Source organism: Sulfurospirillum arsenophilum NBRC 109478, assembly GCF_000813345.1.
Classification (GTDB): domain Bacteria; phylum Campylobacterota; class Campylobacteria; order Campylobacterales; family Sulfurospirillaceae; genus Sulfurospirillum; species Sulfurospirillum arsenophilum.
Genome location: NZ_BBQF01000004.1, coordinates 246,644 through 264,505 on the forward strand (window position 1 = coordinate 246,644; position 17,862 = coordinate 264,505).

Annotated in this window: 17 protein-coding genes; 9 read left to right on the plus strand and 8 right to left on the minus strand. The window is 40.1% G+C overall.

Features of this window, described 5'->3' with window-relative positions; all coding sequences use genetic code 11:
* Positions 1 to 19: 19 nt before the first annotated feature.
* The 6 genes from SAR02S_RS11660 (at position 20) to SAR02S_RS11685 (ending at position 6,314) form a co-directional block, all read left to right on the plus strand.
* Positions 20 to 1,381, plus strand: a complete 1,362-nt coding sequence (locus SAR02S_RS11660; protein ID WP_041959891.1) for a hypothetical protein — start codon at positions 20 to 22, stop codon at positions 1,379 to 1,381.
* 246 nt (positions 1,382 to 1,627) lie between these two features.
* Positions 1,628 to 3,001: a circularly permuted type 2 ATP-grasp protein gene (locus SAR02S_RS11665; RefSeq protein ID WP_041959892.1), complete on the plus strand. Its 1,374-nt coding sequence runs from the start codon at positions 1,628 to 1,630 to the stop codon at positions 2,999 to 3,001.
* A complete protein-coding gene (locus SAR02S_RS11670; protein WP_041959894.1) occupies positions 2,998 to 3,660 on the plus strand; it encodes an alpha-E domain-containing protein in 663 nt (220 codons plus the stop codon). Before SAR02S_RS11665 ends, SAR02S_RS11670 begins: the two co-directional genes overlap by 4 nt.
* Entirely contained in the window at positions 3,644 to 4,429 is a 786-nt protein-coding gene (locus tag SAR02S_RS11675) for a transglutaminase domain-containing protein (RefSeq protein ID WP_041959896.1), read from the plus strand. The genes SAR02S_RS11670 and SAR02S_RS11675 overlap by 17 nt, the downstream gene beginning before the upstream one ends.
* Positions 4,426 to 5,373: a M14 family metallopeptidase gene (locus SAR02S_RS11680; RefSeq protein ID WP_041959898.1), complete on the plus strand. Its 948-nt coding sequence runs from the start codon at positions 4,426 to 4,428 to the stop codon at positions 5,371 to 5,373. Before SAR02S_RS11675 ends, SAR02S_RS11680 begins: the two co-directional genes overlap by 4 nt.
* On the plus strand, positions 5,370 to 6,314 hold the full coding sequence (locus SAR02S_RS11685; protein WP_041959900.1) for a M14 family metallopeptidase: 945 nt from the start codon (positions 5,370 to 5,372) through the stop codon (positions 6,312 to 6,314). Before SAR02S_RS11680 ends, SAR02S_RS11685 begins: the two co-directional genes overlap by 4 nt.
* Before the next feature lie 70 nt (positions 6,315 to 6,384).
* Here the strand turns inward: SAR02S_RS11685 and SAR02S_RS11690 are convergent, their stop codons facing one another.
* From SAR02S_RS11690 to SAR02S_RS11720, 7 genes are all read right to left on the minus strand, one after another.
* Positions 6,385 to 7,173, minus strand: a complete 789-nt coding sequence (locus tag SAR02S_RS11690) for a winged helix-turn-helix domain-containing protein (protein ID WP_084218510.1) — start codon at positions 7,171 to 7,173, stop codon at positions 6,385 to 6,387.
* Between the two features lie 119 nt (positions 7,174 to 7,292).
* Entirely contained in the window at positions 7,293 to 8,873 is a 1,581-nt protein-coding gene (locus tag SAR02S_RS11695) for a flavocytochrome c (protein WP_041959902.1), read from the minus strand.
* A 143-nt stretch (positions 8,874 to 9,016) separates the two neighbouring features.
* Positions 9,017 to 9,682, minus strand: a complete 666-nt coding sequence (locus SAR02S_RS11700; protein ID WP_041959904.1) for a winged helix-turn-helix domain-containing protein — start codon at positions 9,680 to 9,682, stop codon at positions 9,017 to 9,019.
* An 85-nt stretch (positions 9,683 to 9,767) separates the two neighbouring features.
* Positions 9,768 to 11,171 (minus strand): OprD family outer membrane porin, encoded by a 1,404-nt coding sequence (locus SAR02S_RS11705; RefSeq protein WP_041959906.1) that lies wholly within the window; start codon positions 11,169 to 11,171, stop codon positions 9,768 to 9,770.
* A 96-nt stretch (positions 11,172 to 11,267) separates the two neighbouring features.
* Positions 11,268 to 11,903 carry a cytochrome c3 family protein gene (locus SAR02S_RS11710; RefSeq protein ID WP_041959908.1) on the minus strand — a complete coding sequence of 212 codons (636 nt, stop codon included), beginning with the start codon at positions 11,901 to 11,903 and terminating at the stop codon, positions 11,268 to 11,270.
* The gene (locus tag SAR02S_RS11715; RefSeq protein WP_052433629.1) at positions 11,900 to 12,334 is read right to left on the minus strand and encodes a cytochrome c3 family protein; all 435 of its coding nucleotides are present in this window, start codon (positions 12,332 to 12,334) and stop codon (positions 11,900 to 11,902) included. Before SAR02S_RS11715 ends, SAR02S_RS11710 begins: the two co-directional genes overlap by 4 nt.
* Positions 12,335 to 12,336: 2 nt before the next feature.
* Entirely contained in the window at positions 12,337 to 13,917 is a 1,581-nt protein-coding gene (locus SAR02S_RS11720) for a flavocytochrome c (protein ID WP_041959909.1), read from the minus strand.
* Positions 13,918 to 14,326: 409 nt separating this feature from the next.
* On the opposite strand from SAR02S_RS11720, the gene SAR02S_RS11725 reads away from it, so the two are divergent.
* The 3 genes from SAR02S_RS11725 to SAR02S_RS11735 all read left to right on the plus strand — a co-directional run bounded on the left by SAR02S_RS11725 (position 14,327) and on the right by SAR02S_RS11735 (position 16,881).
* Positions 14,327 to 15,160 (plus strand): MetQ/NlpA family ABC transporter substrate-binding protein, encoded by an 834-nt coding sequence (locus SAR02S_RS11725; protein ID WP_052433630.1) that lies wholly within the window; start codon positions 14,327 to 14,329, stop codon positions 15,158 to 15,160.
* Positions 15,161 to 15,221: 61 nt separating this feature from the next.
* Positions 15,222 to 16,229, plus strand: coding sequence for a methionine ABC transporter ATP-binding protein (locus tag SAR02S_RS11730; protein WP_041959911.1), 1,008 nt, complete (start codon positions 15,222 to 15,224; stop codon positions 16,227 to 16,229).
* Positions 16,222 to 16,881 (plus strand): methionine ABC transporter permease, encoded by a 660-nt coding sequence (locus SAR02S_RS11735; RefSeq protein ID WP_041959913.1) that lies wholly within the window; start codon positions 16,222 to 16,224, stop codon positions 16,879 to 16,881. The genes SAR02S_RS11730 and SAR02S_RS11735 overlap by 8 nt, the downstream gene beginning before the upstream one ends.
* Positions 16,882 to 16,932: 51 nt before the next feature.
* On the opposite strand, the gene SAR02S_RS11740 is transcribed toward SAR02S_RS11735, so the two are convergent.
* Entirely contained in the window at positions 16,933 to 17,847 is a 915-nt protein-coding gene (locus tag SAR02S_RS11740) for an alpha/beta fold hydrolase (RefSeq protein ID WP_041959915.1), read from the minus strand.
* Positions 17,848 to 17,862: the final 15 nt, after the last annotated feature.

The window sequence follows — 17,862 nt, forward strand, 5'->3', positions numbered from 1 at the left end:
TTTGAATTTTGGAAATAGAATGAAAAGCCTCTGTAAAATTGCTATTGTGGCACTTACGCTCTTACATATCATCAAACTCTTTACGCCAATCAATCTTGTGCTCCTAACATTTTTTACACTTCTATTGCTTGTGTTTGGTCTTTCGATGCAAAAAAGAGGGTTTCGTAACATCACTCTGTTCTTTTTTACTTTAGGGATTGCCCTACTCGTCTATTTCGAGTTACCGTTCACCATTTGGATGAGCTCCCTTACCTCTATGACCAACATCATCGCGATTATTGTGGTAATGCAACTCTTTTCTATTCCTATCGAAGTGGGGCACTATAGCGACACCGTCGAGTATTGGCTCAAAAGACTCTTTAAAAAGGAGAGTTCGCTTTACCTTTTTGCCATGCTTGTAACCAACCTCTTCGCGAGCTTTTTGCTCTTTGGAACGGTTCCTGTGATGGTTTCACTCTTTAACAAAGCGCTTAAAAATAATGTTGCGCAGTACCAACGCTTTTTTGCAACTGCCATTATGCGAGGCTATACCCTTGCCCTCTTTTGGGCGCCGGGGGCGATTATCATTCTTTTGGTGATGCAGGTGACCCATGTTTCATGGTCGGAACTGTTTCTTCCAGGTCTTATTTTGAGTGTTATGGGGCTGTTGACTTCTTACGTGTTAGAGCACTCTACACGTTTGAATAAGCCTATCGTTTCGATGTCTGAGACACTGCATATCTCTTCTGGTATCGCGAAAAATGCGCCCAAACAAACCGTGCATATTATCCTTGTGATTATCAGCCTTATTACGTGTATATCGCTCTTTGAAAACTTCTCTATTGCAACGGGAACGGGGAGAATTTTACTCGCTGGACTCATCGTCTCAACCATTTGGATCGCTTATTACCGTAAACAGCCCGAACTCAAAACGGCGTTGAAAGACTACGGGGAGAGTGGCATCATGCAAGCGACGGATTTTTCCGTTTTCTTCATTGCGGTAGGTTTATTTGCAGGCGCCGTCGATCACAGTGGTATTTTAGGGTACATCCAACCCATTCTCCAAGAGAGTGTCAATCACCTTGGCATCTTTTCCATCATTGTCATCCCTCTTCTTTTTATCCTTATCTCCATCTGTGGTATTCACCCCTTGGTACTTGCGATTATCTTTGGCAAAATCTTATTGGCAGTTTCCCTGCCACTTCCTCCTGTTTCCATTGCATTGATTTTGCTTCTATCGGCTTCCATCTCCTTTATTATTTCGCCGTTTGCAGGAATGTCGTTGATGACAGCAAAGTATCTCAATGTCACCCCAATGGAAGTAGCACTTAAATGGAACAGCCTGTTTTGTATTCTCTTTCTCACAGAGGGGCTAATTTTTGCCTATCTGTGGTCTTTGTAAAGAGCGCTTTTTTCTTACATGTAACACTGCTTAAAAAATAATCATAAAACTGCCTTTTTGCCCTCTTGCTCTGCTTAATTTTGTGCTAAACTGCTTTTATGACATTAAAAATTCATTTGGTAAAAAGGAAAAGCACCAAAGGTGCGCGGGCTTTCTGCCGAAGAAAACATAGTGTTAACGTAGTTTTTAAAGCTTTGCTTTAAAAGCGTGTCAAGAGTTTTGAAAAAAAGGGCAAAGGTACAGGTTATGATTGAGTCAGAAAGTCCACTCTACGATGCTTTCAAAGGCATCTTAAACACCATCGACAAAAAACGCGTCCAAGAGTTGCTCGCCTACATGAATACCGAAGCGATCAACTTCAACCTTTTCAAAAACAACGCTTTTATAGAGCGAAAATTTCCCTTTGACATCATTCCTCGCATTGTCTCTTCGAGTGAATTTTCATACCTTGAAAAAGGGATACAACAGCGCATCCATGCACTCAATCTCTTTTTAGAAGACATCTATGGCGCACAGAAAATTCTTAAAGATGGCATTATTCCTAGCGAATTTGTCTTTTCATCCAAAGCATATCTGCCCGCTTTTGCCAACACGCCTGTGGCTAAAAACATCCGTGTGCATATTAGCGGTATCGACCTTGTTAAAAATAGTGTAGGAGATGGCTGGGTTGTGTTGGAAGACAACCTCAGAGTTCCAAGTGGCGTGAGTTACCCACTCTCTTTACGAATGCTAACACGTAAAGTATTTCCTGAGTTTTTTGAAAAACTGCCGATCCAAAGTGTGCAGGACTATCCTAAACGTTTAGCTGCAGCGATGGAACACGTCAGTACGGGTGGTATCAACGTCATCTTAACACCCGGTCGTTATAACTCTGCCTTTTACGAACACTCCTATCTTGCGAAAGAGAGCGGTGCTATCTTAGCCACAGGCGATGACTTGGTCGTTGAGAAAGACAAACTCTACCTCAAAACCTACAGCGGTAAAAAAGCACGTGTGGGTTCTGTGTATCGAAGACTTGATGATGACGCACTCGATCCTATCGAGTTCAACCCTGATTCCTTAATTGGTGTACCCAACATCACACAAGTGTACCGTGCAGGCAATGTTGCTTTGTTGAACAGCATTGGTAATGGCATCGCGGATGATAAAGGCATCTACTACTTTGTACCCGATATGATTCGCTATTACCTTAAAGAAGATCCAATCTTGCAAAATGCCCCAACATACTTGGCGTTTTTTGACAAAGATCGCCACCACATTTTGCAAAACATACGCAATCTCGTCATCAAAGATGTTGCAGAAGCGGGAGGGTATGGCGTTATCTTTGGTTCACTTCTGACAAAACCAGAACGTGAGAAGCTCAAAGATGCGATTAACGCAGAACCACGTCGTTTCATCGCTCAAGAGATCATCGAGTTTTATGACATCGAGTGTTTGGATGAAACAGGGGCTTTTTCACCACGCAAAGCAGACCTGAGGATGTTCTCGCTTTATGGTGAAGATATCTTCGTCTGGCCCGGTGGACTGACCCGTTTTGCTATGGATCCGACCAGCTACATCGTCAACTCCTCACAAGGTGGCGGTTTTAAAGATACGTGGATTTTAAAGGAGAAGCGATGATTCTCATATCACCTCAAAGTGCAGAACAACTTTACTGGATGGGTCGTTACATCCAAAGAGCAGAGAGTATGACTCGCCTTGTTATCCAACTTTTTGATAAAATACTCGACGTTGATTTTGATGATGCTAAAAATTTCTATGCCAGACTGGGCATTGAGCTTTCATACGACTCTTCGCAAGAATTTTTGCGCAAAAGTGTTTTTGATGTGGAGTATGCAAGTCTTATCTCTGTTATTAACTGTGCAAGAGAAAATGCGATTTTGACACGTTCCCACTTATCAAATCGTATGTTTAGCCGTATAAATGCTCTCTATCTTGCCTATCAAGCGGCAAAAGAAGAGCGTACTGTTTCCGTATTTTGGCTTGAATCAACCCTTAAAGAGCTTGATGCCATTTGGGGGAATTTAGAGCTTTCCCTCGTGGAAGCCAAAGAGTCACCTTTGATTCAATTTGGAAAGGTTGTGGAGAGGATGGATTTGAATATTCGTATGTATGACAGCATTGAAGCCGCCCTTTTGGATGTGGAAAAGCTCAATATTATTGCAGAAAAAGTTCGTCCAAACCATAAACATGTCGCCCTTTCATCGAGCAATAAATTTAAAACATTAGAAAAAATAAATTCAGTTTACGGAACACTGGCCTATGTCCATGAAAGTTAATTTCTCATACGCATTTACCCTTAATTTTAAAGAAGCCGTACGCAAGCATGCCTTTTGCTTACGTATGCTTCCCATCAGTAATGGTGTACAAACACTTCTTGATTGGGAGCTTCATATCAACAATGATGTGCCATTTTTCTTAACCAAAGATGGCTTTGGAAACGATCTGCTGTTTGGTACGATTGAAAAATTCCACCGCAATTTTGAAGCGATGCTCACAGGGAGTGTCGCCTTTCACGGAAGCTATCAGTACAAAGATAACGAGAATGCCGCTTTGTATCTGCACCCAACGACACTAACACCCTTTTCATCGCTATCGCATGATTATTTGGAGACGTTGATGCTTCCTCAATCACCGCTGAGTTTAACAAAGATGCTCAACCAAACCATTTTTCAAAACTTTGAGTATTTAGCGGGAGTTTCAACCACAACCTGTGATGCCGATGCTCTGCTTTTACGTCACAATGGTGTCTGTCAAGACTTTAGCCACCTGCTCATTACCCTCCTTCGCCTGAGTGGCATTCCTGCACGTTATGTTGCTGGGTTTATTGATGGCGAGGGTGAAAGCCACGCGTGGGTAGAAGCTTTCATTGATGGGTACTGGAGAGGGTTTGACCCAACCAATGGCGTTATGTTAGAACATCAGCCTTACATCAAAATCGCCCATGGACGCGACTTTATGGACTGCCGCCTTAACCGTGGTGTCTTTATAGGAAAGAGCCAACAAAATTTACATGTAAACGTTACTGTTGCAAGGGAAGAACAATGATAGAAGAAGTTTTTAGTGTCAAACTCCCCGTGGATGAGACGTTAAAACTCAAACGAAACCGTTTCAATCCACCCGACATCGCCAAGTCAACCAAGCGGATTTCCATCATCACGGGAACCCATGGCGATGAACTCGAAGGGCAATATGTCTGCTATTTGCTCATCAAATGGCTTCGGGAAAATCCCACTAAAATCAAGGGCATTGTCGATATATACCCTTCGATGAATCCTATGGGAATCGATAGTATCACACGCAATTTTCCTTTTTACGATGTCGATCTAAACCGTTCATTCCCTGGGCATACCGCGGATTTTCTGCCAGCACAAGTCGCCAATGCCATCGTTGAGACCGTTAAAGGAAGCGACTTTGCCATCGACATTCATGCGAGCAATATTTTTCTAAAAGAGCTTCCACAAATTCGTATTAGCCGCTCAAACGCGCATGATCTCGTACCTCTGGCTGAAAAGATTGGCATTGATTTTATCTGGGTACACGATGCGGTCACTGTTTTAGAGTCCACATTTTCGCATGCCCTAAACTCTGTGGGGACGAAAACCCTTGTGGTGGAGATGGGGGTTGGTATGCGTATTACCAAAGAGTATGGCGAAAATCTTGCTCGTGGTCTTTTAAACTTTATGGCACATGTGGGCATCATTGAGGAGCCAGTACATCCATGCAAAACCTCCGTTTCAACCCAAAACTCTTCGGTGCATTTTATCAATGCCTCTGATGCAGGTATTTTTATACCGACTCTTGAACATAATGTCATGGTCACAAAAGGTGAAAAACTGGGCGAGATCATCGACCCATTAGAAGGTGTCATCAAAGAGAGTTTACTAAGCCCTTGCGATGGGCTTTTGTTTACCATACGTGAATACCCTGTCGTCTATGAAGGTTCGCTTCTTGCACGCATTTTAGAAAATCCGATAGAGGTGAATGAATGAGAGAAGAGATACTGTGTGAAATCACCTCACTAAGCAGAGAGCCCCTACGCATTAAAGGGTTTCGTTTTGGCATTCCCAATAGCAAACCAAGCTGTGTTATTGTGGGACCCCTTACAGGTACGGCTATTGACCAACTCTGGGTCGCTTCAAGGCTTGTTCGCTTTTTACGCCAACAAGAGCTGGAAAACCCTGCTTTTATTAAGGGTGAGATTTTAGTCGTTCCCGCGGTCAATCCCTACTCATTTAATATGGGGAAATCCTTTTGGCCTATGGATAACACCGACATTGATGCCATGTTTCCAGGCTACGATAAAGGAGAGTCAACCCAACGCATTGCTGCCAAGCTTTTTGAAAAAATCAATCACTTTGAGTACGCCGTAGTCCTAGAAGCGAGAAAAGATCGCGCTGAGTGTATTCCTTACGTTAAGGTACTCAAAACGGGCTATGAAGATGTGAATGATGCACAAGCATTTGGGCTGGATTTCATTCACTACAAAGACCCCACACCTAGCGATACGGTTTCTTTGAACTATAACTGGCAAATTTGGAACGCGAAGTCTTTTTCGATCATTTCTGGTAAAAAAGGCACGCTTCGCAAAATAGAATCAACCAAAGTTTTTGATGCATTGATTCGCTTTTTAGCCAAAAAAGGGATTATCGATTATGCGGCCTTTGAAGGTGCCGTGGGTAATGTTATCACGTCAGAAGATATGGAAGTGGTCAAAAGCAATGCTGCAGGGCTTTTTGACGCCCTTACACCCATTGGTGAACACGTCGTTCATGGTCAACCACTCGCTCGCATTTACAACGCCTTGGATGGCTCACTTTTACAAACCATCATTGCACCTTGTGAAGGCATCGTCTCGTGTAAATACGACTATCCCCTCATCTTCCAAAATGCCGTGGCATTTCGCATCATTAAATTAGCGTTACCACACTAGTTTTACGTCTGCATGCATCATCGTGTTAAAATATTGACACGATGATGCATGTCTCAAATTCAATTCACAATCACATAATATTGAGAAAAACAGAACTTAGTTCCACTTGCTCTATAAGTGGATAATAAGTGCTTAAACAGGCAAAAGAAGAGCGTATTAAAGAAGACGATTTATCGCAAAAACATTTTTCCTCTTCGGGGATTGTATTTGCTATTTTATAGCCCTCTCCTTTGACTGTTTCAATGAGATCATGTGGAATTTTAGATCTTAATTGCCGCACTAATGACCGAATACGCTCTTCACTGACTGCCTCATCTTGGTAAACATAGTACTCAATTTCATGCGAAGAGACGATATGATGGGATTTAACAAAGAGCAATTTAAGCAATAATGCCTCTTTCCGCCCTAACACAATCTCTTGTTCATGTTTAATAAATTTAGCGTGCTTGAAATCAAAATAAATATCTTTTGTGACAAAAAAAGTATCGTCATTCCAAATATCGCATAACTTATAAATTCTAAATGCAATTTCTTGCGGAGAAAAATTTTTAACAATTATGTCATCGTAAGAGAGATAGTAAAGCGTTTTGAAGTTTTGAGGTTCAATCGTTGATTCTATCACAAGCAAAATAGGAGCATCTCCGCCATGTTCTCTTATATAATGCATCATAGAAGGATCGGTTGGATTTTTAAGATTGAGAATAAAAAGAGAATAGGTCGATAACGAGGTAACATCTTCTTCAAAAACGGCTTCTTCTTTGTGTACCTTTTTGATTTTCATTTTTAAACGTAACTGGTTTAAATACGTATCAATACTATCTGCAAACACTTCATCTGGTTCAAGAAGGAAAACTTTCACTTTACTCCTTTTTCTTAGTTTATGCGTCAGTGTAGCATCATAAAACTGAAACTCCTATAATAATGTAAGTAAAAGGCTTTAAAATATACTTTTAAAGCCTTTTATTTGAACTGCTATTTTTAGATATTTTCTCCAGCAATCATACCGAACGTTAAACAATCGGTTACAGCAACCGTTCCTAGACGACTTGCGCCATGCGTTCCTCCCGTAACCTCGCCTGCTGCGTAAAGACCAGGAATTGGTTTGTTTGTGTTTCCTGAAATGACTTGCGCTTTCGTGTTGATTTGTAAGCCTCCCATTGTATGGTGAGGTTTTGGACATAAGCGAATCGCATAGAATGGTCCTTTCATATCGATGGGATCACCACCTTTAAGCTCTTTAAGAGAGTCACCTTTAAGCGTTTGTTTTTTAAACTCATCTTCAGTACCAGCTTTTACGGCTTCATTGTACTTTTTGATAGTCTCTTTCAGTGCATCAGCTGGGATTTTATAGTTTGCGGCAAGTGCATCAAGTGTGTCAAATTTTTTCATGACACCTCCCGATAAACCTTTTTCAATTTGAGGGTAAATTTGTTCTTCAAAAGTATTGTATGTACCAATGGCAACAGGGTACATTTTTGGAGCTTCTCTTAAGATGACATACTCAGCGTCCGCTCGTGTTTTACGATCTGCCATTTCATTCATAAAACGTTTACCATTTCTTATATCAACCGCAATACCGAATTTAAATAAGCCTTGCTGTGTCAGAAGTGGTGCTACACCAAAACCCCGCTCATCTGGACTTGCCCATGGTCCTTCTTGAATCCAGCTAATATGTACAGGAAGTGCTCCAATTTGGAATGCTTTTAGAAGCGCCCCAGCGGTTGCTCCTTCATGGTTTGTGGAATCCATATCTGGTGTCATACGTGGATCTTGAATTTTTCTATATTCTTTATCCATTGAGAAACCGCCACTCGCTAAAATCACACCTTTTTTAGCTTTATAAACTTTTTTCTCGCCTGTTTTATTTTCAACATCATCACTGTAAAGCTTATTGTCAAAACGGTAGTTGATACGTGCCGTGACTCCTACAACGGAAGTACCATCACTACTCATCACAAAATCATCCATTTTTGCACGTGTCATGATTTTACAACCAGGGAGTTTTTCTACAAACTCATGCATAGGCTTAATGACGCCCGATCCACTCATATTGTCTGTTACAAGTGATCTTGGTACTGAGTGACCACCAAACCATGCTGGCTTAACATCTTGCCATTTAGCACCACATTTAATAGAAAAATCAAGTGCATCTTGTGATCTTTTAACAATCGTCTCAAGTAGCTCAACATGATTGATACCCAGACCTGCTTTTAAACAATCTTTGATAAATTTCTCGCCAGAGTCTTCAATACCGTATTTTTTTTGCCATGAACTATTGGGTACGGCCATACCACCGCCATTGATAACAGAGTTTCCACCAATACGTCCCATTTTCTCTAATATAAGCACTTTGTAGCCACGTTCTGCCGCTTTTGCAGCTGCTGCTAGACCCGCAAATCCTGTACCAATAACGATAACATCGTATTCTTCATCAAACTTAACATCTTTTTCAGTTGGTGCAGCTGCCATGGCATTACTTGCACCAAGCATTGCAAAACCTGCCGTACCAAGAGCACCTAACTTCAGAGCTTCTCTTCGAGACATTGACTCTTTATTCATTGTATAACTCCTTAAAACAAGATGATATTATTTACTTCAGGTTAAATTATATCAACCAGCTGTGATATTTAATGTTAGTTTTTATTTAAGAATTATTTAAGAAATATACTCTATTACTCTTTTTTAAATGCCTACATTCTTGACTATATCATCGAAAAATTAACAATCTGATACCCTTGTCCATGAAATGTTCTAATCAAATCGTAGGGAAGTTTATCTCTGAGTTGTTTTACGAGTGCTCGAACTCTTTCTTGACTTACAATCTCATTTTGATAGACAAAAGAGATTATCTCTTCACATGTTGTTACACCATGTGATTTTAAAAATAAACATTTGAGCAATAATGCTTCTTTTTTACCAAGTACGATATGCTTATCATTAAAGATAAACACTCTCTTTCTAAAATCAAAACATATGCCATTAGCCCAATAAAAAATATTATCATTCCAAATATGACACAATTTATAAATCCTATAGACGATCTCTTCGACAGAGAATTTCTTGATGATAATATCATTGTAAGAAAAAGAAGAAAGTGTGTGAAACATTTGCGGTGATAGCGTGGATTCTAATACCAATAAAACAGGTGCCAAATTTGCATTTGTTCTGATAAAGTCTAGTATTTTTGTATCTGCTGGATTTTTAAGATTAAGAATAAAAAGTGAATAATCCTCTAAGGAGAGGACTTCATCAAAAATATCGTGTTCATTTTGAGTTTTTTTAACATCTATTTTTAAACGACACTGATTGAGACATGTATCGATCTCATTTTGTAAATTTGTATCAGGCTCAAGAAGAAAAATCTTCATTTCACCCCTTTTATGTATTCATTAATTTATAATCAAACAAGTAGGACTTTACAATCTCATGTAAAGTCCTAAAATTTTAGATATCTTAGAATTTGTAGTTTACGTTAAACCAAAATTCGTCAGTATCTTTTGTCGTTTTTACGCTAGCTGCATCAAAATAGTCTTTCTCAAATGATACATAAGTGACTTCGGTTGTTAAACCTTTAAGATAAGGAACTGCATAGGTGAGCCTTGCTGAATATCCTTCAATTTCTGCTTTATTGTTAGCTTTTGTTGAAATAGTTGCAGCAGATGGAGCATCTTGTTTTGCAGTCACATACGCCAATTCAGAGGTAAGTCCTGTAATTCCCACTTGTGCGAAATTATAAGTTGCTCCAAATCTATAGGTATCCATACCTGCAAAACCATTAAATACCAAAGGTCCGCGGATAGAAAGCATTGTATAACATGATGGTCCGTTACCTAAACCAAGCAGTGCATCATCGTTATTACTTACTGTTGTATAAGCAATCGTTCCACCAAAGCCATAAAGCTCAGAGAAACCAGCACGAAGTCCGATCATATTGCCATCAACATTTGCTATATCAAGTGCATTACCTGCACGTGAACCTCTGTAGTTTGCATCAAAAAGAAGCTTATAATTACTCATAGGAAGAACATAATTTGCTTCTGTATAGAAAAATGAAATATCATCTGTTTGACCTGAGTTGATTACAACACCATAAGGGCCAGTAGCAGAAGTTACTTTCATATTTACATCGTTAGCTTGTGCAAATTGTCCTGATAAAGTAAGATTTTGGACAGATTTATTGATAGCACCTAATGAGTAAGCACCATCAAAGGCAAATGTAGTTGGTCCAGCACCTGCGATAATAATCTCTTTTTTAAAGTCTGGCGCATCATAAGAATAATTATTGGCTCCAGCTGGTGTTAAGAAATTACCATTAAATACATCACCTGTTCTACCTTGAAATTTACCAACGTAGTTTGCGTAAAGCGTTGTTTGAGGTAGATCCATATTGGTAATGGCCGCACCCTCAAAAGACTCTCTAAAGAAACGTGTAGGATTTCCTGACACAAGAGGCGTTGTAATGTATTGGCGTCCAACTTTCACATCTGTTTTTCCAATTTGATAACCTAAATACGCTTCAGACAAGACTGAACCTTGACCAGATTCTTCTTTGTTGAAAAGTTTTTTTGCATCATCTGTTGCAAATGGAGTCGAACTTCCTTGGTACGTAACACCTAATCTTAATCCATAAAAGGTATCAGTGACATAACCAAGTTCGACACCAACGTTCAAAATATTTTGATGATCGGCTTTTGGATAAAAGTTGCCATCGTCATTTCTGTCCCAATACCACGCTTTTAACGTACCATTGACTTTGCCATTTTTAAACGCATCCGCAAGTGTATCTGATGCTGCGTAGACATGACCGCCAAGTCCTAAAACTGCAATTGCAACCATACTTAATTTAGCAAGTTTCATATTATCTCCTTTTTTTGAGAGCTAAATGTTTTACATGTAAAGCATTTAGCTCTTTATCCCCATTAAATGCATAGATCAATAGGGCTACTTTTCCCCTTACTTTTTCAACTCTTCGGCTAATTTTTTCTCAGCTTCTTCTTTTTTAGTGTCTAACTTACCTTTGTAAAACTCATACTCAGGTTTATAGTAGTTGAGCATACTTCTAAGCCCTTTATGCCCTACTTCTGCGTGACACGAAGCACATCCAATTTCGTTCTTAGTTCCTTCAAGGCTTGCATAATGCGCATGCATTTTACGACCTTGCTCACTAATAGATTCATTGGTTTTGTAGTTCGTATGACAGCCATAACACGCTTCATCTTTAACGAAGTGTTGTCTGTTGGCACGATTGGCTTGCCAATCAATTTTATCGGGGTTACCAAAGAAGTGAATCGCCCCTTCAACAACGCCATTTCTCGCTTTTGTTGCAATGTACGCAATAACATTTTCGTGAGGTAAATGGCATGTAGCACAGGTTACTTTGATACCTGTTTTACCATTTCCTCCATGAACATCATTATGATACGCTGCAACCATCGGTTTCATTTCATGACACACAACACAAAACCTATCACCACTCGTTCGATGCAAACCTTCATAAAGAATCCATGAACTGAGTAACCCTACCAAAACACCTACTAAAGCTGTCAGTAGGATGTTATTTTTTATGATGAGAAATATTTTTTTGATCATGGTGTCGGCCTCATCCAAAGTTTCACATCATTGCTATGGCAACTTAAACACATGTTTTCTGATGGTTTGTGTTCATTATGACATTCATCACAATAGAGCTTTGGACCATCGTGAATCGAATTATGTGGATTAGTATGCAAGTTATCCATAAATTTAAGTCTATCTGCCAAATACTGTTTTGTTTTATGGCACGACAAACACCCTTTATCTTCTATCGCTTTGAAATTTTCTGGCTCATCGCCTTGCTCTGCATGACAATCTGTACATTTAAATGACAATTTGGCATGATGAGGCTTAACGGGAAATTTTTCTTTCATTTCAGGCGTTATCTTAATCTCTGGGGAAGAAGTTTTCACTTCACTCCCCACTAAAGACATCACACCAAGAATAAGAAAAAACCCTACTGCTAAGAGAGTTTTTTTGATACCCATGATTAGATATTTTCTCCCGCAACAAGACCACATACGAGACAGTCAGCAATCGCACAACTACCTAAACGGCTCGCACCATGCGTTCCACCTGTAACTTCACCCGCAGCGTAAAATCCTGGGATTGGTTTGTTTGTATTTGCAGAGATAACTTGTGCTTTTGTATTAATTTTTAAACCACCCATTGTATGGTGAGGTTTTGGACATAAACGAATTCCGTAGAATGGTCCTTTCATATCGATAGGGTCACCACCTTTAAGCTCTTTAAGAGAGTCACCTTTAAGCGTTTGTTTTTTAAACTCATCTTCAGTACCCGCTTTTACGGCTTCGTTGTATTTTTTGATGGTTTCTTTAAGTGCATCCGCTGGGATTTTATAGTTTGCGGCAAGTGCATCAAGCGTATCGAATTTTTTCATTACGCCACCTTGAAGACCTTTTTCAATCGCAGCATAAATTTGCTCTTCAAAGGTATTGTACGTACCAATAGCAACGGGGTACATTTTTGGAGCTTCTCTTAAGATGACATATTCAGCGTCCGCTCTTGTTTTTCTATCTGCCATTTCGTTCATAAAACGTTTACCATTTCTAACGTCAACGGCAACACCGAATTTAAAGAGTCCTTGTTGAGTAAGAAGTGGTGCTACACCAAAGCCTCTCTCATCCGGACTTGCCCATGGTCCTTCTTGAATCCAGCTAATATGTACAGGAAGTGCTCCAATTTGGAATGCTTTAAGAAGTGCACCTGCAGTTGCGCCATCATGGTTTGTTCCATCCATATCTGGTGTCATACGTGGATCTTGAATTTTTCTATACTCTTTATCCATTGAGAAACCACCGCTTGCTAGAACAACACCTTTTTTCGCACGGTACACTTTTTTCTCACCTGTTTTGTTTTCGATATCATCACTGTAAAGTTTATTGTCAAAACGATAATTGATACGAGCTGTAACGCCGATAACCGTTGTACCATCATTGCTCATAACGAAATCATCCATTTTTGCACGTGTTACGAGTTTACAACCAGGAAGTTTTTCGACAAATGCTGCCATAGGTTGAATGATGGCTGATCCACTCATGTTTTCTGTAACAATGGTTCTCGGAACGGAGTGACCACCAAACCATGTTGGTTTTTTACCTGTTTGGAATTTTGCACCGCATTTTACAGCAAAGTCAAATGTCTCTTGAGCACGATCCGCAATCAACTCTAGCATCTCTACATGGTTAATGCCAAGACCCGCTTTTAAAGCATCTTTAATAAAAAGTGCTTTAGAGTCTTCAATACCAAATTGTTTTTGATCTCTGTTCATTGGAACTGCAAACGCACCACCATTAATAGCGGAGTTACCACCAACACGACCCATTTTTTCAAGAATAAGAACTTTTAAACCTCTCTCAGCCGCTTTTGCTGCTGCCGCCAAACCTGCAAAACCTGAACCAATAACGATAACATCGTATTCTTCATCAAACTTAACATCTTTTTCCATTGGTGCTGCGGCCATTGCATTTGCTGCACTTAACATTACTGCACCTGCTCCAACAACACCAAACTTAAGCGCGTCCCTTCTGGACATCGTCTCTTTACTCATTGTATAACTCCTTTTTGAAATGGTTTTTTATTTCTGCCTTAATTCTAATAATTAACTGTGACATTTAATGTGAGATATGTATAAAAAATTTATTTCATCTCTAAATTTGTAATTTCTTACACAAAATGATCTTTTATATTCCATTAAGCTTACTAATTCGCCTTAATTAAGCCTATATAATTACACTCTAAAGTTATAAATCTAACTATTTAGTTTAATAATAATTTTGATTTTAGCTTTACATGTAAATACTTTAGACTATTAAAAAGACTAAAATGCATACTGTAATGAGGTATCAAAAAACAGCGAACACTAATCTATAGTATTACGATTGAATTACTTGACATTAAAGAGCATTTGCGTTACACTTTCGCAGTTTAAAAATTTGATGAGATATGAGGAGACAACAATGAATATAAGAGAATGGTTTAAATCTAAATCATCCATTTTGGTTGCGGTACTGTTTATGTTTACCGCAGGAAATGCATTGGCACAAAGCCAACACTTAATTATCGGTGTGGCACCTGGTCCTTATGGCGATCTTGTCAAACAAGCCATCACCCCTAGTCTTGCAAAAAAAGGGTATACCATAGAGGTGAAAGAGTTTAGTGATTACGTGCAACCCAATCTTGCTCTTTCCAATAAAGCCATCGATGCAAACCTTTTTCAGCACCCGATTTATCTGACAAAGTTTTCAGCAGACAAAGGGCTTAAACTCTCTTCTCTGATTAGTGTTCCAACCGCAGGTGTTGGCATTTACTCTAAAAAATACAAATCGCTTAGTGAGATTAAAGAAGGCTCTACCGTTACCGTTCCCAATGATCCAACCAACTTAGCACGAGCGCTTAGTTATCTGCAAACACTTGGACTTATTAAAATTAAAGCCGAACTCGATGCAACCAAAGCTTCTGAGAAAGACATAGTAGAAAATCCAAAAAAACTTAAAATCCACCCTATTGAAGCTGCCCAAATCCCGCGTACGGTTGACAGTGTTGACATCGCTGTTGCGACTGGAAATTTTGCTATTTCATCGGGTATCTACCCAAGTGCGATTGATAGAGAAATCATTCCAGAAAATTACATTAACATCATTGCGGTAAGAACTGATGATTTGCAAGCACAATTTGCCAAAGACATCAAAGAAGTGGTTGAATCAGAAGCGTTTGCTCAGGCGATGAGCGATCCTACTAAAATCTTTAAAGATTTTCAAAAACCTGAGTGGTTAAAAGCAAAAACAAAATAGAGTATGAACACGGTATGTTTGTTGCATACCGTGTTTTTAAATCAGCGGAGATGAAGGTATTATGGTAAAAATAGAAAATGTAACGGTTGCGTTTCAGAGTAAAGAAACCACCTTTAACGCGGTTAATGCCGTCAATCTCACAATCCAAGAAGGTGAAGTTTTTGGCATTGTAGGAACCAGTGGAGCGGGTAAAAGTACGCTTCTTCGTACCATCAACCTTCTGCAAAAACCAACCTCTGGCACGATTTGGATCGATAACGAAGACATTACAGAGTACAGCGGAAAGTCTTTAAGAGCCATTCGCCATAAAATAGGTATGATTTTTCAGCACTTCAACCTCATTCATACCAAAACGGTTTTTGACAATGTGGCTTTTCCGATGCTCATAGCAGGCGCTTCCAAAGAGACCATCGCACACAGAGTTCCTGAGTTACTCGACCTAGTCGGGTTATCAGACAAAGTGCATGTTTACCCATCGAAACTCTCAGGTGGGCAAAAACAACGTGTTGGCATTGCGCGCGCCCTTGCAAACAACCCTCGAATTCTTTTGTGTGATGAACCTACTTCCGCACTTGATCTTGAAACGACCAATGCTATTTTGGAACTTCTCAAAGACATTAACACAAAGCTAGGCATTACCACCATTCTCATTACCCATGAGATGGATGTCATTAAAAAAATATGTACCAAAGTTGCCGTTATGGATAAAGGTGTTGTCGTTGAGATGGGAAATGTTTATGACATTTTTTCACGTCCACAGCATCCTTTTACCCAAAAACTGGTTGCCCATACCCTTAATCTTGAATTACCCTCACGTATTTTCAAAGACGTGAAAGGAAGCCTCATCAAAGTTGTTTACAATGGCGATAGAGCAGAAGAGCCAGTCCTTAGTGACGCCATTCGTACCTTTGGAATTAACATCAATGTGTTGCATGGCAAAATTGAGTACATCGACGAGAAGCCTTTAGGTGTTCTTATCTTAAATATAGATGCGGATAGCACCAAGATCGAGCAGATTATCGACTATCTCAAAGAACGCACAGCATCAGTGGAGGTGTTTCATGGATAGTTTTATCGCACTCTTACCAGACCTTTTAAAGGCGTTTTGGGAAACACTCCAAATGGTAGGCATCTCTTTTTTCTTCTCCATCTTTTTAGGCATTCCTTTGGGACTTTTTTTATTTATAACTGACAAAGGGCTTTTTTGGGAAAACAAAGCGCTCAACGTACTTGGCGGGTTGCTCATCAACGTGGTACGCTCAACGCCTTATGTCATTTTACTGGTCTTACTCCTTCCGTTGACACAAATACTCATAGGAACAACGATCGGTCCACTTGCCGCTTCGTTCTCGCTCTCGGTGGCGGCTATCGCTTTTTATGCCAGATTGGTTCAGTCTTCACTGTGCGAAGTCGATAAAGGGGTGATCGAAGCAGCAACAGCGTATGGAGCTACCCCGTTTCAAATCATTAAAGATGTTTTACTCTCCGAAGCACTTCCAGGGCTCATTCGAGGACTCACCGTCACAGGCATAAGTCTGGTGGGTTACTCTGCGATGGCAGGCATTGTTGGAGGTGGTGGTGTGGGCGATCTTGCGATTCGCTTTGGGTATTACCGCTATGAAACAGACGTTATGGTCATTACCGTTGTCATTCTCATTGTGCTTGTGCAAATCGTACAAGTGCTGGGTGATGCCATCGCAACCAAAGCAGACAAGAAATAGCAATACAACAAAACGGCATCTATCGAGTAATGCCGTTTTGAAACGATATGTTTAACTATTTTTACGTTTTTGCTCTAGGAAAGCACCTAACGCTTCTAAAACGATTTGAGGCTTCTCTTCAGGAACAAAATGACCGCAATCAGGAATCCCAAAACCATTGACATCTTCTGCCAAATCTTTCCATCCTTGGAGAATATCCCACAGTTTTCCCACAACACCATTTGCACCCCACAAGACTAAAAGCGGTGTTTTGATCTTTGTTGATCGATCAACGATGTCATGCTCAAGGTCAATGCTCGCAGCCGCCCTATAATCTTCGCTAATCCCATGCACCGTCGCAGGATCAGAATAGCATCTAATGTAATCTTGTAAAACATCTTCAGGGAAGTTTTTAAGCGCTTCAGGTGACGCTTTTTTCAGTAAATTATTGCGAATAAAATAATCAGGATCAGCGCCTAAAAATCGCTCAGGAAAATCGAAAGGCTGAATGTAAAAAAACCAGTGCCAATACTTCGTCGCAAACTCACTGTTGGTTCGCTCATACATATCGTAGGTTGGTAAAATGTCCATCATGGTACAGGTCAACACTTTTTCGGGATGATCCAGCATCAAGCGATGGCACACCCTAGCCCCGCGGTCATGCCCCACGATGTGATACTCACTAAAGCCTAAATGCTCCATCACTTTCACTTGATCCAGTGCCATCACACGTTTGGAGTAGTTCGAGTGATCGGGTAAGCCTTTAGGTTTTGAACTATCACCGTACCCTCGAAGGTCGGTTATAACAACCGTGTAACGTTTGGCAAGCTTGGGAGCGATATCTCGCCAGATAAGATAGTTCTCAGGATGCCCATGTAACAGTAAAATGACCTCTTTGCCTTCTCCTCCAACAAGCGTATTGATCGACACATCGCCCGTATCAATCAGCATACGCTCAAACCCTTGAAAATAATCCGTTATAGCCATGACATTCTCTCCCCA

Bases quoted from the DNA above. Each gene is read 5' to 3' on its own strand.
- SAR02S_RS11730 (WP_041959911.1), top strand. From the start codon at position 15,222: ATGGTAAAAATAGAAAATGTAACGGTTGCGTTTCAGAGTAAAGAAACC.
- SAR02S_RS11705 (WP_041959906.1), bottom strand. From the start codon at position 11,171: ATGAAACTTGCTAAATTAAGTATGGTTGCAATTGCAGTTTTAGGACTT.
- SAR02S_RS11725 (WP_052433630.1), top strand. From the start codon at position 14,327: ATGAATATAAGAGAATGGTTTAAATCTAAATCATCCATTTTGGTTGCG.
- SAR02S_RS11715 (WP_052433629.1), bottom strand. From the start codon at position 12,334: ATGGGTATCAAAAAAACTCTCTTAGCAGTAGGGTTTTTTCTTATTCTT.
- SAR02S_RS11740 (WP_041959915.1), bottom strand. From the start codon at position 17,847: ATGGCTATAACGGATTATTTTCAAGGGTTTGAGCGTATGCTGATTGAT.
- SAR02S_RS11675 (WP_041959896.1), top strand. From the start codon at position 3,644: ATGTCCATGAAAGTTAATTTCTCATACGCATTTACCCTTAATTTTAAA.
- SAR02S_RS11670 (WP_041959894.1), top strand. From the start codon at position 2,998: ATGATTCTCATATCACCTCAAAGTGCAGAACAACTTTACTGGATGGGT.
- SAR02S_RS11710 (WP_041959908.1), bottom strand. From the start codon at position 11,903: ATGATCAAAAAAATATTTCTCATCATAAAAAATAACATCCTACTGACA.
- SAR02S_RS11695 (WP_041959902.1), bottom strand. From the start codon at position 8,873: ATGAATAAAGAGTCAATGTCTCGAAGAGAAGCTCTGAAGTTAGGTGCT.
- SAR02S_RS11665 (WP_041959892.1), top strand. From the start codon at position 1,628: ATGATTGAGTCAGAAAGTCCACTCTACGATGCTTTCAAAGGCATCTTA.
- SAR02S_RS11720 (WP_041959909.1), bottom strand. From the start codon at position 13,917: ATGAGTAAAGAGACGATGTCCAGAAGGGACGCGCTTAAGTTTGGTGTT.
- SAR02S_RS11735 (WP_041959913.1), top strand. From the start codon at position 16,222: ATGGATAGTTTTATCGCACTCTTACCAGACCTTTTAAAGGCGTTTTGG.
- SAR02S_RS11660 (WP_041959891.1), top strand. From the start codon at position 20: ATGAAAAGCCTCTGTAAAATTGCTATTGTGGCACTTACGCTCTTACAT.
- SAR02S_RS11700 (WP_041959904.1), bottom strand. From the start codon at position 9,682: ATGAAGATTTTTCTTCTTGAGCCTGATACAAATTTACAAAATGAGATC.
- SAR02S_RS11685 (WP_041959900.1), top strand. From the start codon at position 5,370: ATGAGAGAAGAGATACTGTGTGAAATCACCTCACTAAGCAGAGAGCCC.
- SAR02S_RS11680 (WP_041959898.1), top strand. From the start codon at position 4,426: ATGATAGAAGAAGTTTTTAGTGTCAAACTCCCCGTGGATGAGACGTTA.